18 protein-coding genes and 2 pseudogenes are annotated in these 20669 nt (G+C 59.3%); 18 read left to right on the forward strand and 2 right to left on the reverse strand.

Annotated elements, in window-relative coordinates; all coding sequences use genetic code 11:
- The 8 genes and pseudogenes from EDE05_RS14165 to EDE05_RS14215 form a co-directional block, all read left to right on the forward strand.
- A partial coding sequence (locus EDE05_RS14165; RefSeq protein WP_134101643.1) for an ATP-binding cassette domain-containing protein occupies positions 1 to 624 on the forward strand: 624 nt, incomplete at its 5' end.
- Between the two features lie 247 nt (positions 625 to 871).
- The gene (locus EDE05_RS14170; protein ID WP_245519910.1) at positions 872 to 1807 is read left to right on the forward strand and encodes a DMT family transporter; all 936 of its coding nucleotides are present in this window, start codon (positions 872 to 874) and stop codon (positions 1805 to 1807) included.
- 477 nt (positions 1808 to 2284) lie between these two features.
- On the forward strand, positions 2285 to 2710 hold the full coding sequence (locus EDE05_RS14175; protein WP_134101646.1) for an ester cyclase: 426 nt from the start codon (positions 2285 to 2287) through the stop codon (positions 2708 to 2710).
- Positions 2711 to 4612: 1902 nt separating this feature from the next.
- A pseudogene (locus tag EDE05_RS14190) lies at positions 4613 to 4896 on the forward strand (hypothetical protein); the annotation flags it as partial.
- Between the two features lie 152 nt (positions 4897 to 5048).
- Positions 5049 to 6209, forward strand: a pseudogene (locus EDE05_RS14200) (IS110 family transposase).
- Between the two features lie 429 nt (positions 6210 to 6638).
- Positions 6639 to 6878, forward strand: a complete 240-nt coding sequence (locus EDE05_RS14205; RefSeq protein ID WP_134101658.1) for a CopG family ribbon-helix-helix protein — start codon at positions 6639 to 6641, stop codon at positions 6876 to 6878.
- A gap of 2 nt (positions 6879 to 6880) precedes the next feature.
- Entirely contained in the window at positions 6881 to 7171 is a 291-nt protein-coding gene (locus EDE05_RS14210; protein WP_134101661.1) for a type II toxin-antitoxin system RelE/ParE family toxin, read from the forward strand.
- A 387-nt stretch (positions 7172 to 7558) separates the two neighbouring features.
- Positions 7559 to 7789 (forward strand): BrnA antitoxin family protein, encoded by a 231-nt coding sequence (locus tag EDE05_RS14215; RefSeq protein ID WP_112799909.1) that lies wholly within the window; start codon positions 7559 to 7561, stop codon positions 7787 to 7789.
- An 87-nt stretch (positions 7790 to 7876) separates the two neighbouring features.
- On the opposite strand, the gene EDE05_RS14220 is transcribed toward EDE05_RS14215, so the two are convergent.
- On the reverse strand, positions 7877 to 8314 hold the full coding sequence (locus EDE05_RS14220) for an Lrp/AsnC family transcriptional regulator (protein WP_134101664.1): 438 nt from the start codon (positions 8312 to 8314) through the stop codon (positions 7877 to 7879).
- A gap of 133 nt (positions 8315 to 8447) precedes the next feature.
- Here EDE05_RS14220 and EDE05_RS14225 point away from each other — a divergent pair, with 133 nt between their 5' ends.
- From EDE05_RS14225 to EDE05_RS14245, 5 genes are all read left to right on the forward strand, one after another.
- Positions 8448 to 9497, forward strand: coding sequence for an ornithine cyclodeaminase (locus tag EDE05_RS14225; protein WP_281033736.1), 1050 nt, complete (start codon positions 8448 to 8450; stop codon positions 9495 to 9497).
- Positions 9498 to 9615: 118 nt separating this feature from the next.
- On the forward strand, positions 9616 to 10908 hold the full coding sequence (locus EDE05_RS14230; protein WP_134101667.1) for an FAD-dependent oxidoreductase: 1293 nt from the start codon (positions 9616 to 9618) through the stop codon (positions 10906 to 10908).
- A complete protein-coding gene (locus EDE05_RS14235; protein ID WP_134101670.1) occupies positions 10896 to 11615 on the forward strand; it encodes a GntR family transcriptional regulator in 720 nt (239 codons plus the stop codon). Before EDE05_RS14230 ends, EDE05_RS14235 begins: the two co-directional genes overlap by 13 nt.
- 80 nt (positions 11616 to 11695) lie before the next feature.
- On the forward strand, positions 11696 to 12835 hold the full coding sequence (locus EDE05_RS14240) for a Xaa-Pro peptidase family protein (protein WP_134101673.1): 1140 nt from the start codon (positions 11696 to 11698) through the stop codon (positions 12833 to 12835).
- Positions 12836 to 12883: 48 nt separating this feature from the next.
- Positions 12884 to 13795 carry a dihydrodipicolinate synthase family protein gene (locus EDE05_RS14245; protein ID WP_134101676.1) on the forward strand — a complete coding sequence of 304 codons (912 nt, stop codon included), beginning with the start codon at positions 12884 to 12886 and terminating at the stop codon, positions 13793 to 13795.
- A gap of 61 nt (positions 13796 to 13856) precedes the next feature.
- Here EDE05_RS14245 and EDE05_RS14250 read toward each other — a convergent pair whose 3' ends face one another.
- Positions 13857 to 15197 carry an MFS transporter gene (locus EDE05_RS14250; protein WP_134101680.1) on the reverse strand — a complete coding sequence of 447 codons (1341 nt, stop codon included), beginning with the start codon at positions 15195 to 15197 and terminating at the stop codon, positions 13857 to 13859.
- A 313-nt stretch (positions 15198 to 15510) separates the two neighbouring features.
- Between EDE05_RS14250 and cyoA the strand changes: the two genes are divergently transcribed.
- From cyoA to EDE05_RS14275, 5 genes are all read left to right on the forward strand, one after another.
- Positions 15511 to 16701 carry a ubiquinol oxidase subunit II gene (gene cyoA, locus EDE05_RS14255; RefSeq protein WP_112799930.1) on the forward strand — a complete coding sequence of 397 codons (1191 nt, stop codon included), beginning with the start codon at positions 15511 to 15513 and terminating at the stop codon, positions 16699 to 16701.
- A gap of 30 nt (positions 16702 to 16731) precedes the next feature.
- Positions 16732 to 18735, forward strand: a complete 2004-nt coding sequence (gene cyoB / locus EDE05_RS14260) for a cytochrome o ubiquinol oxidase subunit I (RefSeq protein ID WP_134101682.1) — start codon at positions 16732 to 16734, stop codon at positions 18733 to 18735.
- Position 18736: 1 nt separating this feature from the next.
- Entirely contained in the window at positions 18737 to 19360 is a 624-nt protein-coding gene (gene cyoC / locus EDE05_RS14265) for a cytochrome o ubiquinol oxidase subunit III (protein WP_105372417.1), read from the forward strand.
- Complete coding sequence (gene cyoD / locus EDE05_RS14270; RefSeq protein WP_134101685.1) at positions 19357 to 19758, forward strand: cytochrome o ubiquinol oxidase subunit IV; 402 nt, start codon at positions 19357 to 19359, stop codon at positions 19756 to 19758. The genes cyoC and cyoD overlap by 4 nt, the downstream gene beginning before the upstream one ends.
- Positions 19759 to 19854: 96 nt before the next feature.
- A complete protein-coding gene (locus tag EDE05_RS14275; protein WP_134101897.1) occupies positions 19855 to 20526 on the forward strand; it encodes an SURF1 family protein in 672 nt (223 codons plus the stop codon).
- Positions 20527 to 20669 lie beyond the last annotated feature (143 nt).

Consider the following 20669-nt stretch of genomic DNA (forward strand, 5'->3'; position numbering starts at 1 on the left):
CTCGCCAAAATCGGTGGCGGCGAGCTGAAGGCGGCAAGGCGTGAGCTGCGCATGGTCTTTCAGGATCCGTTCGGATCGCTCAATCCGCGCATGACTGTCTCCCAGGTTATCGGCGAACCACTGCTCGTCAACGGTATGGCAAGAGGCAAGGCTCTGGACGAGCGGGTCTGCCATCTGATGGAGCAGGTCGGCCTCGATCCGAGCACGCGCGAGCGTTATCCGCATGCCTTCTCAGGAGGCCAGCGACAGCGTATCGGCATCGCCCGCGCGATCACGCTCAATCCGCGCATCATCGTGGCCGACGAGGCGACCTCGGCGCTCGACGTTTCCGTGCGCTTCCAGGTCCTCGATCTCCTGATGCGGCTGCAGGATGAACTAGGCCTCGCCTATATCTTCATCAGCCACGACATCGGTGTCATCCGCTACATGTGCGATCGGGTGGGTGTGATGTATCGCGGCAAGCTTGTCGAGGTGGGCGAAGCGGACAAGGTCTGCAACGCCCCTGATCATCCCTATACGCAGGCGCTCATCTCGGCCATCCCACGGCCCGACCCGCGTGACCGCGACCACTCCAGGCGCTTCCGCTACACCGAGGACATCATGATAAATAACGCTCACGGCTGACGCGAACTTTCATGAGGGAGGAGGCGAAATGCCCTCGAAACATATCCCAGAAAAAGTACAGGTAGGGGCGGCAGAATGGATCGTCCAGGCGAATCCTTGTCCAGACCGAGCCAACTGTTCCGGCTGAGCGTCTCATCCAATGCGTCCAATACCGCGTCACCCCAGCAGAAGTCGCATTGCGAAGAGGACGAGCGTCAGCACCAGGCTTTATTTATTGGAAAGTAGGCGTCTGGTATCAATCACGGTTATGAGCCTTACTGCCCGTTCACCCGTCGTTACAGATCACAACAGCTACGCCCGCGGGCTGGAAAAGCTGCGGGCTCACCTTGCCATGCTCCTATTTGCGGCACTCATCGCTGGATCCTTTTCATTTGGAGGGATGGCAGCTCGCCATCTTGATGCCGGGTCGCTGACGCTTCTCCGCTACCTTATGACTGTGGTGGTCATGGGAGGTCTCACCTTCTGGGTCCTGAGGGTGCCGTTCTCACCGCCTCGTGCGATCTGGCGGTTTGTTATCTTGGGCGGCCTCATCGCGACCTACATGCTCACCATGTTTATAGCGCTGGAATTCACCAGCCCCGTACAGACGGGCGCGGTCTTCACTCTCATGCCGCTGATCAGCGCGGGTTTCGCCCTTGCATTCATCGGCCAGCGAACTCGGCCGGTCGTCTTGGTTGCCCTCGTCGTTGCAGGCGTCGGGGCGGTGTGGGTTATATTCCGTGCGGATCTGCAGGCGATGCTTTCGTTCGACATCGGTCGCGGAGAGTTGATCTTCCTGATCGGTGTGATCTGCCATGGTGCCTACGTGCCGCTGCTCCGGAAACTATCGCGCGGAGAGAATCCGGTGTTGTTTGGGTTCTGGATCACCGTGTTTACTATTCCCTGGCTGCTGCCCACAGGGGCCCGCGAACTCGCCTCCATCCCGTTAACATCGTTGCCATTATCAGTTTGGGGCATCCTTGGTTATCTTTCTGTCGTCACCACAGCGTTCACATTCCTACTACTCCAGTACGCGTCAATGCGTCTGCCTGCCGCGAAGGTATTGGGCTACGGGTATCTTACACCGACTTTCGTCATCCTACTCGAAGGATCACTTGGGCATGGTTGGGCCGCTCCCGCGGTTATGCTCGGTGCGATCCTCACTTCGGCAGGGCTAATCATTACAGGCCTGCTGAGAGATTAGAACTATTGAAGCGGGAAAGCCCACCTTTTTCGCGCTCAACAAGATGAGGAAGCTTCGAGGCGGTCGAGTTCGCCTGGAACGGCGCGACTGATGCAACCATCGACGACTTCTGGAGCTCTCCTGAAACATGCCGCCTGCCGAAGCCGAGGAACAGTATGACGCCATACAAGGCATACTAGCTATGGCAGCATAACTTAAGCCAAATTGCCTCCGGCAGATCCTGCCGGTTCGACCCGCACCTCCAAACCTTCGTGCTGCCGATAAAATCTAGGATTCGTGCAGGCAGAACTTGGGCTAGTACATCGTGCGCATCGAATTCAAACCCATTGAGTTTTCCTAACCGTATGGGGGCCGTGACGAACTACAGCCGCCGATGCACATATTTTTCCACCAGTCCAATAGTGCATTTGACGTAACTGGTGCTTGTATTGCACTGACAAGCCGTCGTGAACTAACCATCGGCATAAGGAGCCCATCATGAGCATCAACCCGTGGGGAACGGAACTCTTCTCCGGATTCTATAATGTCAACGATCCGTCGATAGCGGCGAAAATTGTCACGGAGCGACTGTCGGAAGACTTTCTCGATCACTCACCCGTTTTCGGTTCGACGCCTGATAAGGCTGGGTTTGCGGCTACAGTAGGCTTCATCAATGCCGCTTTCCGCCAGAACTACAAAATCGAGCGGCTTGTGGAGGAAGGCGATATCGTCGTCGGGATATGGAGCGCAGACGTTGAGCACGTCGGCCGATTTCTTCATGTCCCCGCTACCGGCAAGCGCTTTGGGTTGAAGGGTATCACGGCTTACACGCTGCGTGACGGCAGAGTGACCGGCCACTGGGAGCAATTCGAAGTCCTGACCATTCTTACTGAGTTGGGCGTTGTCCCACCACTTAATTCCTGAACCCTAACGTGGCGCGCCTATGCGCCACCTTGAACGAGCGCCGGGCAAGCAGCGTCCTTAGCCAAGGCTGTCCCCGCTCACTTTTCGGGCGCAACGGAGAACTGCCGTTGAGATAACAAACTTCGGGGGTTCTCCATCTTCGAGATGCGACATCCGCTCTTTCGAATATTGTCTCGGCGTAATTCCCGGCCAGACGGCAAAGCCATTTGATACCGCCGGGGTCTGGCACCAGAGGCATTTCTGTAGCGGCGGTGAAGGATCGTGGTCAGCCGATGCATATCCGACCTTTCCCAGCCGGGGGCATCGATGATACCCAATTCGCCCAATGCGAACGCGGGGCATTGACCACCTGTGTTCGCTGCTTCCCAGAAGGCTGCTGGGCGCCTGTCGCACCGTGAATAACAGAAGGCACTAGATTTTCCTATTGGGGTGCTAGTACTATCGGTGCATTAAATGCATCAACGTAATTCCGTTAATGGAGATTTTTGTGCGCCGGGATAAGATTTCAGATTGTGGGGTCGAACGTTTCCTGCTCTTGCTTGACGGTCCTTGGGCAACTCTGATTATCCGGGAACTCCTTCAGGGATCGCATCGGTTCACCGAACTCAGGAGGCGATTAAAAGGCATCAGCGCGCATACTCTCACCCATCGCCTCAAGCGCTTCGAGGACAGCGGCATGGTCACTCGAACGGCATACGCGGAAACACCTCCTCGAGTAGTTTACGAACTCACCCCACTGGGAAGATCGCTTGAGCCCATCCTATTAAACATGAACAGGTGGGGCCTGGCACTCGCTGACGAGAACCTGATCCCAGCTACGCCCGACACTTCTGGCGAACGTGCAGATCGCACAACGCCACATCCTTAACAAACGCGAACCCGAAGGCATTACGAGCAGCATTGGAAGTTGCTGGAATCGAGTTCATACCCGAGCATGGCGGAGCAAATTGGCAACGCTTGTACGGAGGTGCACTCACCAGTATTGGCACGGCGCGTCATAGACACCAGACCTTAGTCGGAGTCTGCTCCTAGCCAATTGCATAAAGCAGGCAGATACGAACGGGCGATGGTGACGCCGTTAATCACCACGAGGGAGACCATAGGTCTGTCTTGTCAGGTTAAAGGATTTGGCCCAAATCTTGCCTACGTGTTCTGAGCATCAAGATAAAGCTTGTTGGTTTTCACGCGGAACTGAGCCCGTTTTGGAGTGAACCCCTCGGGCTGGACCACGGGACACGGACAAACTGATTGAGGCAATCATTGAGCGCTATCAATTGAGCTGTCGGGCGGACAAGCATAGAATCCTAGATGAGTTCGTCGCGGTTACCGGCTACCACCGCAAGCGTGCGATCAGAGTGCTCCGCCATCGTGGGTCCGAGCCGCCTTCCGCTCGGCAGTATGTTGTCCAGAATGGGTCCCGACGTCAGGGAAGTGCTGGTGGCTCTATGGGAAGCGTCCGATCGTCTCTGCTCGAAACGATTGAAGGCGCTGATTCCGATTTTACTGCCCGCCCTTGAGCGTCACGGCCGGCTCGAGCTGAACAGCGAGCTTCGCGACAAACTGCTAATGGTCAGTGCAGCGACGATGGATCGGTTGCTGTCAGAGGTACGTGTGGTGGCTCGCGGTGGCCAGCGTCGGCGTGCCGGAATGAGTTCCGCAGTTCGCCGGTCGGTCCCGGTGCGCACTTTCGGGGACTGGAACGATCCGTTGCCCGGTTACGTCGAGGTCGATTTCGTGGCTCATTCGGGTACCTCTTCCTCCGGCAGCTTCGCGCAGACGATGGTGCTGACCGATATCACCACGGGCTGGACCGAGTGCGTGCCGGTGCAGACGCGCGAAAGCGGTCTCGTGATCGCTGCCATCAAGCAGACCCGTTCGCAGTTTCCATTTCCGCTGCTTGGCGCCACCACCTTCTATGAGGCAGGAGAAACGTCATCCAGAGGTACGGAATCTACAACTCCATACAGGACGCGGCGCGACTAAGGGCCTCTTGCCGCATGGGCCGCATAACCTAAGGGACGTTCTAGCGACACATATCCTGAAACAGGCTGGCTCCTATGAACAGGCAAGCTACGCCATCCAAGATACGCGGGACGTGGTGCAGCAGCATCACGGTCGCTTCCTGCCGCAGGACAAGGCCGCTCTCGCCGCAAAGATTTCTCAATCAAGTCCGGGAAGCTGCGTAACATCGAAGGAAACACTCGGCTAGGATGTGACCCCAGCTTGCATCCGAGCTGATATCGTCGTCTCCGCCTCGAGATCCCATCAGGGGTGAGTAGCGGCCTGCACGGTGGCAGAGTGAGGTCGCTAGAAAGCTCTCTGGAGGCCAACCATGCCGATGACAACAGATCAAACTCAAGCGCAAACCGCTACTCTCGTCGATCTTGGCGCAATTTTCGTCTCGTTGGAATTGAGTAAATCAACCTGGCTGGTGACGGCTCTGTCACCATGCAGCGAGAAGATGTCCCGCTATACCATCACCGGAGGCGATATTCTGCCCTGTTCTCGTGTTTTGGCGAGCTTCGCGAGAAGGCCAAACGGCGAAAGAACACGCTTTACCCAATGGTGGTGATTCAAGAGGCCGGGCTGGATGGCTTCTGGCTTGGGCGGGTGTTGAGCAAGGAAGCCTGGATAGAAAGCCAAATCCTAGAGGCTGCATCGATTGCAATGCCGCGCCGACATCGCCGAGCGAAGACGGATCGCATTGATGGCGAAACGCTGATCCGTGCTTTGATTGCATGGAAACGCGGCGAGCCGCGCGCATGCTCAATGGTCAAGCTTCTGACACCCGAGGAAGACGACAACCGACGGATTGGGCGAGAGCGGAAAACGCTGATTGCCGAGCGAGTCTTCCACGTCAACCGCATAAAGGGACTGCTCTTCGCACAAGGAATTCGGGAGTATGAACCCGTCAATCGGGATCGCCGCCAGCGTCTGGGCGGGCTTCGAACTGGCGACGGTCGTCCGCTGTCGAAACATCTGAGGGCCGAAATCTGTAGAGAACTCGATCGCCTCGAATTGTTGCTCGCACAAATCAACGCCGTGGAGGCAGAGAGAGATGCCTTGATCGTCCGCGAGACGTCGGAAACACCCAAGGAAGCGACCGCTCTTTTGAGCATCAAAGGAATAGGACCAGAGTTCGCTACGATACTTTACACGGAACGGCTTTTCCCGACACTTCGACAACCGCCGCCAAATCGCGTCGTACGCAGGCCTTGCGCCCTCCCCTTGGCAAAGCGGCAACGTCAACCGCGAACAGGGTGTATCCAAGGCGGGAAATCCGCGTTTGCGAGCCACCATGGTCGAACTTGCTTGGCTATGGTTGCGACATCAACCGAAATCGACGCTGACGTTATGGTTCAAGGATCGTATCGCTCGGAACGCCGGCCGCTTGAAGACGCCGATGATCGTGGCGCTCGCGCGTAAGCTGCTTGTGGCTCTCTGGAAGTATGTGACCTCCGGCGTCGTGATCGAAGGTGCAATCATGAAAACCGCCTGAAGCCGGAAATGCCTGTGATACGAAGACTCGAATCCTCAGGGCCTGATCAGTCCTGACGGATCCAGGTGAACGGACCGGGAATCCTTTTGGCTTTCAAATGCCGATCTTGAGTTTGGTCCCGTTCTCCTGAGCCCCGAGCCCGTCGAATGCGGGATAATGGTGCTGCCGCTAAGAGCGGCGACCGGATGTGAGGTTATATAGGCCCGAGAACCGGGCCGGTAATTACTATGGGCTCAAACCGCGGATCCGCTTACCAAGGAGAAATTCGATGCCACTGGGATGAACAATTGACAAAAGACCTGATGTGAAAGGATTCGAATCAACCACCTCGCAGTTTCGCAATTAAGCAACCGGCGGCAGACGCCTCTTGAACCTTGACGCACCAGTATGGTTCAAAGATAATCAAAGCGAACAAGAGGCGAGGTTTTCATGACTGCATTTACCATCCGCGTTCCAGACGAAGTGGCCGACCGGCTGAACCAGATTGCTCAAAAGCTAGACCGCTCCCGCTCTTACATGGCCGCACAAGCCATTGAAGATTTCGTTTCACGCGAAGAATGGCAGCTAGCGGAAATTGAAGACGGCATTGCAGAGGCGGAACGTGGCGAATTCGCCAGTGACGACGACGTGGTTCGCGTGGTCGGTAAATATCTAAAGACGACATCTTAGTCATGACGCAGCGGCGCATCCGCTGGACCGTGCGAGCGTTGCGGCGACTCGATCAGATCGGTGCCTATATTGAGAAAGACGACCCGAATGCCGCTGGACGAGTGGTTAGCCGGCTCGTCGCTGCTGTAGATTTGCTGGCAGAGCTTCCGGCCGCTGGGCGCATCGGTCGCATCACCGGGACGCGCGAACTCGCATTGCCCGACATTCCCTACATCATCCCCTATCGCCTTCGGCACGACATCGAGATTCTTACAGTGATGCACGCCTCTCAGAAATGGCCGAAAAAGCTGTAAATTCAGGGCGTCTCCAATCAAGAGTTCAATCGCAGCCACCTCCCGAAATCTGGATTCTGTCTTTTTATTAAGAAGTTCAATGGCTAGAGGCGATGCCTAGCGTACGTCTGAGTTGGAACTCGTGGGATATGCCTAGTGCTTCATCGGGCGGAAACGGTACCCATTCGGCACTTCTCCGTATCAATCCTATGCTTGCGGTGATACAGGAAGGGCGACGGTCGCCGATGCGCGGTCGAAAGATAATCGATGATCCAATCTTCAGCGTCATCAGTCTCGCCGGTTTCGGCAGGTAGGTCCGGAACCCGCTGATGATTTTCAAGATAGTGCGGCTCTTCAATGCTAAAGGCGTGTCTGGCCGCGTGGCATTGACCAACCAAGGACGAATCCATGAAGACGCCGAGACGAGCCGCCAATCCGCGTGACGCCGCCGAAGCGCTGTTCAGCCCGGCCAAGAAGCCGGCAGCGGCACCTGTCGAACAGCCAGTACTGCCGAATGCCAGGGAACTCGTTACCCTCAAGCTCGACAGCAAAGTGCTGGCATATTTCCAGTCGGCCGGCCCCGGTTGGCAAGACCGCATCAATGCAATTTTACGAGCCGCGATGAACGACGAAAACTAGAAGAGCAAGGTGTTCTGGGCCGCTCTCGTTTCCCGTGCTAGGTTTCTTCACAACCAGTGGTTCGGGCAAGGCCGACAACCGTCTGGCTTAGACCGAGCTGAGCAGCAGACTGGTTTCGCTATTCGACACGCCATCGATCATGCGCACCTCGCGCAGCACGCGATCGAAATCCGAAAGGCTGGATGCACGGATATTGGCCACGAGATCCCAATTGCCATTGGTGGTATGGAGCGAATAGATTTCGGCGATGCCGCGGAGCCTGCGAATAACCTGGGTGGTGGACTTGCCCACTACCTCGATCATCATCACCGCCCGCACGGATTGCGCATCGTAATCCTCCCTCACCCGCACGGTGAAGCCAAGCAGTGTTCCGGTTTCCATCAGCCGGTCGAGGCGGTTCTGCACGGTACCTCGGGCAACGCCAAGAGCCTTCGAAAGCCTCGATAGCGAGGCCCGGCCGTCCGCCCGCAAATGCGCGATAATCCGCCGGTCGAGATCGTCGGGAATATATTTGGCACTCTCCATAACGAACCTTCTTCGCAAACTTGGCAACCTGACTGGTCAATTTGTCCAAAATGCTGACCGATGCAACACAGCTTTGGCATTTAGCGGAGAGCGGCGGGCTGGTATCCTTGCCGAGAGTACCAAGGAGACAGATGTGCTGCAGGCCCCTTCCCAAAAAGCCCTTATCCCCTTCGTCAGCGTCGAAAACATGATGCGGCTCGTGCATCACATCGGTGTCGAGGCCTTCCTTGAGGAACTGGCAGGCGTTATCGAGGACGACTTCCGCCGATGGGGGGCGTTCGACAAGACGCCGCGCGTCGCGTCCCATTCGCGTGAAGGCGTCATCGAATTGATGCCGACCTCCGACGGCGAGATCTACAGCTTCAAATATGTCAACGGACATCCGAAAAACATGGCCCACGGGCTTCAGACGGTGACCGCCTTCGGTCTGCTGGCGGAAGTCTCGACCGGTTACCCCGTGCTCCTGACGGAGATGACATTGCTGACCGCTTTGCGCACGGCCGCAACGTCTGCCATGGCAGCACGCCATCTTGCGCGCAACGGCGCCAGGACGATGGCGCTGATCGGCAATGGTGCGCAAGCGGAGTTCCAGGCATTGGCGATGAAAGCGGTGCTCGGCATCGAGCACGTCCGCCTTTACGACATCGATCCGGCAGCGACCGAAAAGACAATCCGCAACCTTGCTGGCTCGGGATTGTCCGTCACCGGCTGCCATTCCTCGCAGGCTGCCATCGAAGGGGCGGAGATCATCACGACCTGCACCGCGGACAAGCAGTTCGCAACCATCCTGACGGACAATATGGTTGGCGCCGGTGTGCATATCAATGCAATCGGCGGCGACTGCCCTGGAAAGACAGAGCTTCACCGCGACATCCTTCTGCGTGCCGATACCTTTGTGGAATATCCGCCGCAGACGCGAATCGAGGGTGAAATTCAGCAAATGGCGCCTGACTACCCCGTAACCGAGCTTTGGCAGGTCATCACCGGCCTAACTCCTGGACGGCGCGACGACCGCCAGATTACCCTCTTTGACAGCGTCGGTTTTGCCATCGAAGATTTCTCCGCCCTCCGCTACGTTCGCGAAAGGCTTCGGCGAACCGATTTTTACCAGGAGATCGACATCATCGCGGATCCGGACGATCCGCGAGACCTCTTCGGCATGCTCCAGCGTGCAAAAGCGTAGTCGAGGGGTCATCGAAGTCGGGCATCCGACGAGGGCTCTTCCCCGGCACCTCGGACGAATGGACGTGACGGCCCTCTTCCGCTAATGGCTGACGGAGACAGTGGCAGCGGGGAAGCGTATGCCGGAACGGGACGTCATCATTGTCGGCGCAGGTTTTACCGGCCTTGTCGCCGCATCGGAACTGGCCAAAGCGGGCCTCGACGTGCTCCTGCTCGAAGCACGCAGCCGGGTCGGCGGAAAGGTCGAATCCGCCATCCTTGCGAACGGCAGACGGGTCGACACCGGCGGACAGTTCTTCTGCCGGGACATGCCGCAATTGATGGCGCTTATTGAGACCCATGGCACGATACCGGTGATGGCCTATGCCGATGGGGAAACCGTTTTCCGTCCCCCCGTTTCACCTGCCGAAGGCCGTGACCTGTGGCAGCGGGTCGATGCGCTTCGGGAGCGGATGATCGCAGCGGATCCCAAGGATCCGGACCTCGCCGGGCTGACCGTTGCCGCCTGGGTTGCACGGCAGGACATTCCTGCAAATGTTGCGCAAGGCTTTCTGCGGCTCGTCAAAGGCCTCTGGTGCCGGTCTCCGGATGAAATCTCCTTCACCTACCTCGCGTCGAACGATCGGCGGATAACCAATACCCATTCGGAATTGGAGATGTTCCTCGCCGGAACCATGCACGGGCTGGCCGAACGTATTGCCGCCAGCCTGGATCATCGGCTGCGGCTTAATGCCTGTGTCACTCATGTGGATCGCTCCCCCGATGGTGTCACGGTGAAAGTGGAGCAGGAGCGTCTTTCCGCGCGCAAACTCATCCTCGCCCTGCCGCCGAGCATGATCCGCCGGCTGTCGTTCTCGCCGGCTCTCCCGGCGCCCCTGAACCGGGCACTTGCGGCCTGGGGCGCCGGCGACGCGATAAAGGTCCACGTGACTTATGCTCGACCGTTCTGGCGCGCCCATGCGCTGAACGGGTCGGTGTTGTGGCAGGAACCGCAAGGCCTCTATGCCTGTGATGCAAGCCATGGGGAGCATGCGGGGTTGGTTGTCTTCATCGGTGGTCCCCTGGCTGCGGATTGGCACGGCAGGTCTCGCGAAGAACTGCAGGCCTTTATCCTCGGCCTGCTTGCCGACGCGTTCGGTCCGGAAGCAGGGCATCCTCAAGAGATCCATATCCGCGATTGGGTTGCCGATCCCTGGAGCGGCGGCGCCTATAGCGACGTCATCGTCGATCTCGATGCCGCAGACGCCGAGGATCTTCTCAACCGCGGCGCACCGCCCGTCTATTTTGCATCTTCTGAGCTCTCCCCCTCTTTCCCGGGCTATATCGAGGGAGCCATTGTGGCGGGACAACAAGTGGCCGGTCGCGTGTTATCAAACATCAGACAAGGAATTGCGACATCATGGCAAGGATAGAGCCGGACGAGAACGAGCCTCCCCGTCCCCGCGGCTCCGGCACCCAGAGCGTTTATGCGGTGTTGCGCCGGGACATCCTTGCCATGGCTCTGCCGCCGGGAAGTCCGCTCGACGAGGTGCGGCTCTCGGAGCGCTTCGGGATGTCGCGCACTCCCGTGCGGGAAGCGCTCCTGCGTCTTTCTGCCGAAGGCCTCATCACCACGCTTCCCAACCGCAATACCATCGTTTCACCGATCGATTTCGCGTCGCTTCCTGGCTATTTCGATGCGCTGACATTGATGTACAGAGTTACCACCCGCGGGGCAGCGATGCGGTCGGAGCCGGAGGCAATGAAGGTCATTCGTGCCCGCCAGACGGAGTTCGCCGCGGCCGTCGAGGCGCAGGACGCCTTGCGGATGATCGAGGCGAACCGCGAATTCCACGTCGCCATCGCCGAGCTTGCCGGCAATGCGTACTATACCTCCTTCTTCGCGCGGCTTCTCGATGAGGGGCGGCGGATCCTGCGGCTTTATTACCGGACATTCGACGATCGCCTGCCGCGCCAATATGTCGAGGAACATGAAAAGATCATCGCGGCGATCGAGGCCCGCGACGCCGGACAGGCCGATGATCTTGCCATTCAGCATGCCGCCCAGATCGTCAAGCAGATCCAGGATTATCTTGCCCGCGACCTGGGTGATCCTCTCGATCTGGAAAAGCCCGTCTGAAGACCGATGTCGCACCCTAAATTACTGTCGACAAACTAAATACAGAGAGGTATAACGTCCGGGCAAGCAAGGAATCCGACATGTCCTGGTCTCACCCTGTCCCGAAGATCACAGATGATGAACGCCGCCGGCGGCTTTCGCTGCTGCAGGCTTCGCTGGGAGAAAGACAACTGGGGGGACTGCTGCTCGGCTCGACGGAGAGCCTTCGTTACTTTACCGGTTTGGTCTGGCACCCAAGCGAGCGGCTCGTCGGCGCGCTGGTGACACCGAACGCGGTCACCTATATCGCACCGGGTTTTGAAGAAAGCCGGATAGCAAGCCTGCCGCATCTGCCGGGCGAAATCGCCCTTTGGCAGGAAGACGAAAGCAGCGCGGCCCTGGTCGCGTCACTCCTGCCGCCTGGCGCAAAGCTCGCTCTCGACGACGCCTTGCCTCTTTTCGTCTATCACCAGCTCGCCGCCACCTTGAGCGCCGATCGGCTCGTTGATGGAAGCCGGCTGATCCGCGACATGCGGCTTCGAAAGTCGGATACAGAAATTGCCATCATCCAATATGCGATGGATCTGACGCTGGAGGTGCATCGCCGGGCGCATGCGATCATCAAGCCGGGCATCACGGCATCCGAGGTCGTGCGTCATATCGACGAGCAGCATCGCGCGCTTGGCGCCAGCGGCTCCAGCTTCTGTATCGTGTCCTTCGGTCTCGCGACGTCCCTGCCCCACGGGGCTGACGGTGATCAGATCTATCAGCCGGGCGACGTCGTGCTGGTCGACACCGGCTGCCGGATCGACGGCTACCATTCCGACCTCACCCGCACCTATGTGATGGAAGAGCCCACGACGGAATTTACGTCCGCCTGGTCAATCGAGCGCGAAGCGCAACAGGCCGTCTTCGAAGCTTGTCGCCCTGGCGCGACCTGCGGCAGTCTTGACGATGCGGCGCGCCGCGTTTTGTCCAGGCACGGCCTCGGCCCGGATTATGCGCTTCCCGGACTTCCGCATAGGGCAGGCCACGGCCTTGGCATGGAAATCCACGAGGAGCCCTATGTCGTACGCGGCAACCCCACCGTGCTCGAACCCGGCATGTGCTTTTCGAACGAGCCGATGATCGTTTTTCCGGGGCGCTTCGGCATACGTCTCGAAGACCATATCCACATGACCCCAACCGGCCCGGAATGGTTTACCCAACCGGCAATGAGCCCGACCGAACCCTTTGCCTGACCGCTTCACCGGCAGCAACGGATCCGACAACCATAGGAGTGCTTGACAATGACCACAGGCTGGAGCGGCGTTTTTCCTGCCGTGACGACACAGTTCAACGAGGATTTCTCGATCGATATCGACGCCACGCAGGGCGTGCAGGATGCGCTCGTGCGCGATGGCGTCAACGGGCTCATCGTCATGGGCACCTGCGGTGAAAACAATTCCCTCGATCCGGAAGAGAAGCGCACGATCCTCAAGGCGGCCGTGGAGGTCGTCAATGGGCGTGTGCCGGTGATCACTGGCGTTTCCGAATTCGACACCCGTCGCGCCGTGGCTTACGCCCGGGACGCGGAAAAACTAGGCGCCGACGGCCTCATGGTTCTGCCGGCCATGGTCTATGTGCCGAAGCCGGAGGAACTGGTCGCGCATTTCAAGGCAGTTGCCGCGGCCACGTCCCTGCCGATCATGCTCTACAACAATCCCCCAGCCTACCGCGTCAACATCACCAACGAGGTGCTGCGCGAGCTCGAAGGCGTGGCAAACATCAAAGCCGTCAAGGAAAGCGCGCCGGACCCCCGCCGCTTCACCGACCTGATCAATGCCTTTGGCGACCGGTTCGATATCTTCGCCGGGCTTGACGATGTGGCGCTTGAGGGCTTGCTGCTCGGCGCCAAGGGCTGGGTATCAGGCCTTACCAGCGCCTTCCCGCAGGAATCGGTGGCGCTCGTGGCTGCGGCAGCCCGCGGCGATTGGGAGGAGGCCCGCCGCATCTATCGCTGGTTCATGCCGCTTCTGCATCTCGATGCCGAACATGACCTCGTTCAATCGATCAAGCTTGCAGAGCAGATCATGGGCCGCGGGTCGGAACGCGTCCGCATGCCGAGGATGACCTTGGCCGGCGCCCGTCGCGCGGAGGTCACCACCATGGTCGAAAAGGCCGCCGCCACCCGGCCGATACTGGCCAGGAAGGCTGCCTGAAGCCTATTCTCCGGCTCTTCGAAACACCTTCTCCACGGCGGGGAGAAGGTAACTGGACGGGCTACGACCGTCCGGGCTCGCCGCTCTGATCCAGAACCCGGCTGAGGCTGAGCGCTGCGATCGTGCAAATGGCGCCCGAAATCAGATATCCGCCGATGAAGATGATGCCGAAATTGCTGGCAAGGCCGAGCGCCACCAGGGGTGCGAACCCGGCCCCCACCAGCCAGGCAAGGTCTGACGTTAGTGCCGCGCCGGTATAGCGGTAATACTGGCTGAAACGAGAGGAAACGGCGCCGGAGGCCTGGCCGAAGGACAGGCCCAGGATACCGAAGCCGATGATGATGAAGGCATCCTGTCCCTTGCCCCCTGCGTCGAGCAGGAAGGGCGCCGAGAACGAGAAGATCGCGATGATCACCGCGCCCGCCATCAGCTGGCCGCGGCGGCCGATACGGTCGGCAAGCACCCCTGACAGGACGATGCCGATGATCCCGACAGCCGCCCCGGCTACCTGAACCCACAGGAATTCGGCCGCCGACTGGCCGCCGTAAAGCGTCACCCAGCTCAGCGGGAAAATCGTCACCAAGTGAAACATGGCAAAGCTCGCGAGCGGAACGAAGGCGCCGAGCACGACGTCGTGGGCGTGTTTGCCGAGCATTTCGAAGACGGGCCGCGGCTGCAGTTCATTGGCCTCCAGCGCCGAGCCGAACTCCTTGCTCGCCACGATCCGCAACCGGGCAAAAAGCGCCACGACGTTGATCGCGAAAGCGACGAAGAACGGGTAACGCCAGCCCCAGGCCAGGAAGTCGGCTTCCGAAAGATTGGCGACGAAATAGCCGAACAGGATGCTCGCCAGCGCAAAGCCGATGGGCGCTCCAAGTTGCGGGATCATCGCATACCAGCCGCGGTGGTTGGGAGGCGCGTTGAGGTTGAGGAGGGAAGCCAGACCATCCCAGGCGCCGCCAAGCGCAAATCCCTGGCCGAGACGGAAGAGCGCCAGAAGCGCCACCGCCCAATAACCGATGGTTTCATATCCTGGCAGGAAAGCGATCGACGCGGTCGATCCGCCCAGAATAAAGAGCGCAATCGTCAGCTTTGTGCCGCGCCCGTAGTTCCGATCGATCCACATGAACACGAAGGATCCGACCGGCCGCGCCATGAAGGCGAGCGGAAAGATCGCAAACGACATCAGCGTTGCCGTTACCGGATCGGGAGCGAAGGGAAAGATAAGCTTGGGAAAAACGAGGACGGAACCGAGGCCGTAGACGAAAAAATCGAAGAACTCCGACATGCGACCGATGATCACACCGATGGCGATGCTGCCCGCCGATATCGGCTTGTCGTCGTGAATCCGGCGGGCATCCCGTTCCATGCCAGACGATGTGGGATTGACGACCGTGTCCATGCTTTCCTCCTGGCGTGACTCCGCCTCACACGGGAAATGTTGATCAAACCGCCGGCGAGATCAAGAACAGTCGGCGAAAAAGCTTGAAGCGTCTTAAGAGCCGCGGCCTCTAGCCGGAGCGGCATTGCGTCCTAGATGTCGTCAGGCGGGCATCGGCAATTCCTTAGGGTTCGGCCTCAGGAACTGCTGATCAGGCCGAAAGGTTTGGCCGCTGCTTTGCGACAAATTGCTGCACTGCGACGAACGACCTCATTCCCGACCGTGCCTCGTCGCGATTAGTCCAACTAGACAAAACGCAAATTTCGAGCCCGAGATGCAAAGTCTTTCCAAGTTCGTCGGCCGTCTCTTCCTTTTCCTGCCTGTCCTGGCTCTCACCGGATGCAACCTGGTGGTCATGTCGCCTTCGGGCGATATCGCCGCTCAGCAGCGGGACCTGATCGTGGTTTCGACCGTGCTGATGTTGCTGATCATCGTGCCCGTTATCATCCTGACGCTGTTTTTCGCCTGGCGGTACCGCCACTCCAATGAGAGCGCCCCATACGATCCGGAATGGCATCATTCGACACGGCTCGAAGTCGTCATCTGGTCCGCGCCTCTGGCCATCATCATCGCGCTCGGCGCAGTCACCTGGATCAGCACCCACAAGCTCGACCCTTACCGGCCGCTGGATCGGCTTGACGCCGAACGCGCCATACCTGCCGAGACAAAGCCGCTTACGGTCGAGGTCGTAGCGCTCGACTGGAAGTGGCTGTTTTTTTACCCGGACTACGGGATCGCGACGGTCAACGAGATGGCAGCGCCCGTCGACGTGCCGATCAACTTCAAGATCACGGCATCGTCGGTGATGAACTCGTTCTACGTTCCCGCGCTTGCCGGGATGATCTACGCGATGCCGGGCATGCAGACCAGGTTGCACGCCGTCATCAACAAGGAAGGCGCGTACGACGGCCTTTCCAGCAACTATAGCGGCGACGGCTTTTCCCACATGCGCTTCAAGTTTCATGGTCTGCAGCAGGCAGGCTTCGATGAATGGGTCGCGCGGGTAAAGACGCAGGGCACCGCTCTCAGTCGCGATGCCTACCTGAAGCTCGAAAAGCCGAGCGCCAAGGAGCCGGTCCGCTATTTTGCCAGCGTCGAGGATGGGCTCTTCAACGCTATCCTCAACATGTGCGCGCGCCCCGGCCAGATGTGCATGAGCGAGATGATGCATATCGACATGGCGGGCGGCGGCGGTACGGAAAGCCACGACAGCCGCTCCAGGCTCGAATATGACAACCGCCATGCCGGCGAGGTTTCCCATGGAGCGGCAAGCCCAGGCGCCACATTCCCCGCCACCGGCAATCCCGCCCGCAGCCCTGAGCCTGCCGAAGGGGTGGATGCGCCGCATCAGCCGTCACAGACGCCAATCCAGCAGGACATGCATGAAGGCCACACGACGCCAGGCAGCGCTCCGGGCGGACCCGCAGCGCCGCAGATGAACCAATCCGGCGCGACGCAGCCCTGACCGGCGTATCAATCGATTTTGGATAGAACCATGTTCGGCAACAACACTTTGACGGAATTCATCTTGGGGCGGCTCTCATGGCAGGCCATCCCCTATCACGAACCCATCCTCGTCGTGACATTCGCTGTCGTGGCTCTGGGCGGGCTCGCCCTGCTGGGGCTGATTACCAAATACAGGCTCTGGGGCTATCTCTGGACGGAGTGGTTTACCAGCGTCGACCACAAGAAGATCGGCATCATGTACGTGGTCTTGGCGCTGGTCATGCTGCTTCGCGGTTTTGCCGACGCGATCATGATGCGCATCCAGCAGGCGATCGCCTTCAACGGCAGTGAAGGCTACCTGAACCCGCACCACTACGATCAGATCTTCTCGGCCCACGGCGTGATCATGATCTTCTTCATGGCAATGCCCTTCGTGACCGGCCTGATGAATTATATCGTGCCGCTGCAGATCGGCGCCCGCGACGTTTCCTTCCCGTTCCTGAACAATTTCTCGTTCTGGATGACGACGGCCGGTGCGATCATCATCATGCTGTCGCTGTTCGTCGGCGAGTTCGCCCGCACCGGCTGGCTTGCCTATCCGCCGCTTTCAGGCGCCGACTACAGCCCGGGTGTCGGCGTGGATTACTACATCTGGGGATTGCAGGTGGCGGGTGTCGGCACCACACTTTCCGGCATCAACCTCATCGCCACGATCGTCAAGATGCGCGCGCCGGGCATGACATTTATGAAGATGCCGGTCTTCACCTGGACCTCTCTCTGCACCAACGTGCTGATCGTCGCGACCTTTCCGATCCTGACCGCTACTCTCGCGCTCTTGACGCTCGACCGCTACGTCGGCACCAATTTCTTCACCAATGATCTTGGCGGCAATCCGATGATGTATGTGAACCTCATCTGGATCTGGGGGCATCCGGAGGTCTACATCCTGATCCTGCCGGCCTTCGGCATCTTTTCGGAAGTGGTGGCGACATTCTGCGGCAAGCGCCTCTTCGGTTATGCCTCGATGGTCTATGCGACATGCGTCATCATGATCCTGTCGTATATCGTCTGGCTGCACCACTTCTTCACCATGGGCTCTGGGGCGTCGGTGAACGCCTTCTTCGGCATCACCACGATGATCATCTCGATTCCGACCGGGGCCAAGATGTTCAACTGGCTCTTCACCATGTATCGCGGCCGGATCCGCTACGAAGTGCCTATGTTGTGGACGATCGGCTTCATGGTGACCTTCGTCATCGGCGGCATGACAGGTGTCATGCTGGCCGTCCCTCCTGCCGATTTTGTCCTGCACAACTCCCTGTTCCTGATCGCGCATTTTCACAACGTGATCATCGGCGGCGTGGTCTTTGGACTGCTCGCCGGCGTCAACTACTGGTACCCCAAGGCGTTCGGCTACCGGCTGGATCCGTTCTGGGGCAAGATGAGCTTCTGGTTCTGGCTGATCGGCTTTTACGTCGCCTTCATGCCGCTCTACGTGCTCGGCCTGATGGGTATTACCCGTCGTGTCTCCCAGTTCGAGGACCAGTCCCTGCAGATCTGGTTCGTGATCGCCGCCTTCGGAGCCTTCCTGATCGCGCTCGGCATTGCCGCCTTCATCATCCAGCTGGTCGTCAGCTTCCTCAGGCGCGACCAGCTGCGCGATACGACCGGAGATCCCTGGGATGGTCGGACGCTGGAATGGTCGACATCTTCGCCGCCGCCGGACTACAACTTCGCCTTTACGCCGGTCGTGCACGATCATGACAGCTGGTACGATATGAAGCGCCGCGGCTACGAGCGCCCGCTCGCCGGGTTCAAACCCATCCACATGCCGAAGAACACCGGAGCAGGCTTGATCCTGGCTGCCCTCAGCGTCGCCTTTGCCTTCGGCATGATCTGGTACATGTGGTGGCTGGCGGCCCTGTCTTTCGTCGCGATGCTTGCGGTCGCGATCGGCCACACCTTCAACTACAGCCGGGATTTCCACATCCCAGCCGAAACCGTAACTGCAACAGAGGACGCGCGCTCCCAATTGCTCGCGGAGCGGACCTGATATGGCAAGCACTCTCCAGGCGCAAGAAACAGACAAGCCGGAATTCTACCTCACCGAGGACCACCACCCGGAAGGCAGCACCATGCTGGGCTTCTGGCTCTATCTGATGAGCGACTGCCTGATCTTCGCGGTGCTGTTTGCGACCCACGGGGTGCTTGGCCGCTCCTATGCTGCCGGCCCCTCGCCCGCCGATCTGTTCGACCTGCCGCTGGTGGCCGTCAATACGGCCATGCTCTTGCTGTCGTCGATCACCTACGGTTTTGCCATGCTGCAGATGGAGCGCAACGCCAAGGCCGAGACGCTGTTCTGGCTCGGCGTTACCGGCGTGTTCGGCGCGATCTTCCTGGGGCTCGAGCTTTACGAGTTCAATCATCTGATCCATGAGGGCGCCGGTCCCACTCGGTCCGCCTTCCTCTCGTCCTTCTTCACCCTGGTCGGCACGCATGGCCTGCACGTCACCTTCGGCATCATCTGGCTGATAACCCTGATGGTGCAGGTCTCGATGCGGGGATTGATCCCTGAAAACCGGCGCCGGCTGATGTGCCTTTCGATGTTTTGGCACTTCCTCGACGTTGTCTGGATCGGCGTCTTTTCCTTTGTCTATCTGATCGGAGTCCTCGGATGAGCTCGCACGCCCCCGCCCGCGAAAGCGCCTCCGCCACCCATCACGGCCACAGCAACGGCCATGGAGCCGGCCACGGTTCCCTGAAGGGTTATGTCATAGGCTTTCTGCTTTCCGTCATCCTGACCGCCATTCCGTTCTGGCTCGTCATGGGCGGCGTCTTCGATAGCAAGCTCTTGACCGCCTTCCTCGTCATGGGCGTTGGCGTCGTTCAGATCGTCGTCCACATGATCTACTTCCTTCATATGAACCCCCGCTCGGAAGGCGGCTGGACGATCATGGCGCTCATTTTCACGCTGGTGCTCGTCGGCATCGCGCTCGCCGGTTCACTCTGGGTCATGCATCATCTGAACGCCAACATGATGCCGATGTCGCCGGAAATGATGAAGAACATGCCGTAAGGATCCACGACCGTGAATCCGGATGCGGATCGGCTGGGGTCCGGAGAGGAAGAGACTTCCCCGTCTCGCCGGTCCCGGCTGCTCTTCGCGACCGCGATGTTGTTCCTTGTCGCAGTTTTCCTGGGTCTCGGCACATGGCAGGTGCAGCGGCTTTTCTGGAAGCTCGACCTGATCGAGCGGGTGGAGGCCCGGGTGCATGCCGATCCCGCACCGTCTCCGGGACCGGCCGAATGGGCCGGCATTACCGCGGAAAAGGACGAGTACCGCCGCGTCACTGCAAGCGGCACATTCCTCCACGACAGGGAGGTCCTGGTTCAGGCGGTAACGGTGCTTGGATCTGGTTTCTGGGTCGTGACGCCGCTTCAACGGGCCGACGGTACAACGATCCTGGTCAACCGCGGCTTCGTGCCGGAAGACCGCCGCGACCCGGCGTCACGGGCGGATGGAGAAGTCGCGGGCACGGTTGAGGTTGGCGGACTCCTGCGCATCACCGAGCCGGATGGCGCTTTTTTGCGAACCAATGTCCCCCACAATGACCGCTGGTATTCCCGCGACGTGGCAGCGATTGCCGCCGCCAAAGGGCTCACGAACGTCGCTCCCTATTTCATCGATGCCGATTCTGCCCCCAATCCCAGCGGCTTGCCGGTCGGCGGGCTGACGGTCGTGCAGTTCCGCAACAGCCATCTCGTCTACGCCATCACCTGGTATTTCTTGGCAGCCATGAGCGCGGGGGCCGCCTATGCGGTGCTGCGCAGGCGAATCGGCTGAAGTGTCACGCGGCCGGATTTGATCGGCGCGGATGCCAATTTTGGCTGGCCATGGGAACCCATGCAGGTTACCTAGGTTTTGGAGGAGCGATGTCCGCCCGTCGTGCAGACATCTTTGAGAGGAGATATCGGGAGGATTTAGCC

It is taken from the genome of Neorhizobium sp. R1-B (assembly GCF_004368875.1).
Lineage (GTDB): Bacteria > Pseudomonadota > Alphaproteobacteria > Rhizobiales > Rhizobiaceae > Neorhizobium > Neorhizobium huautlense.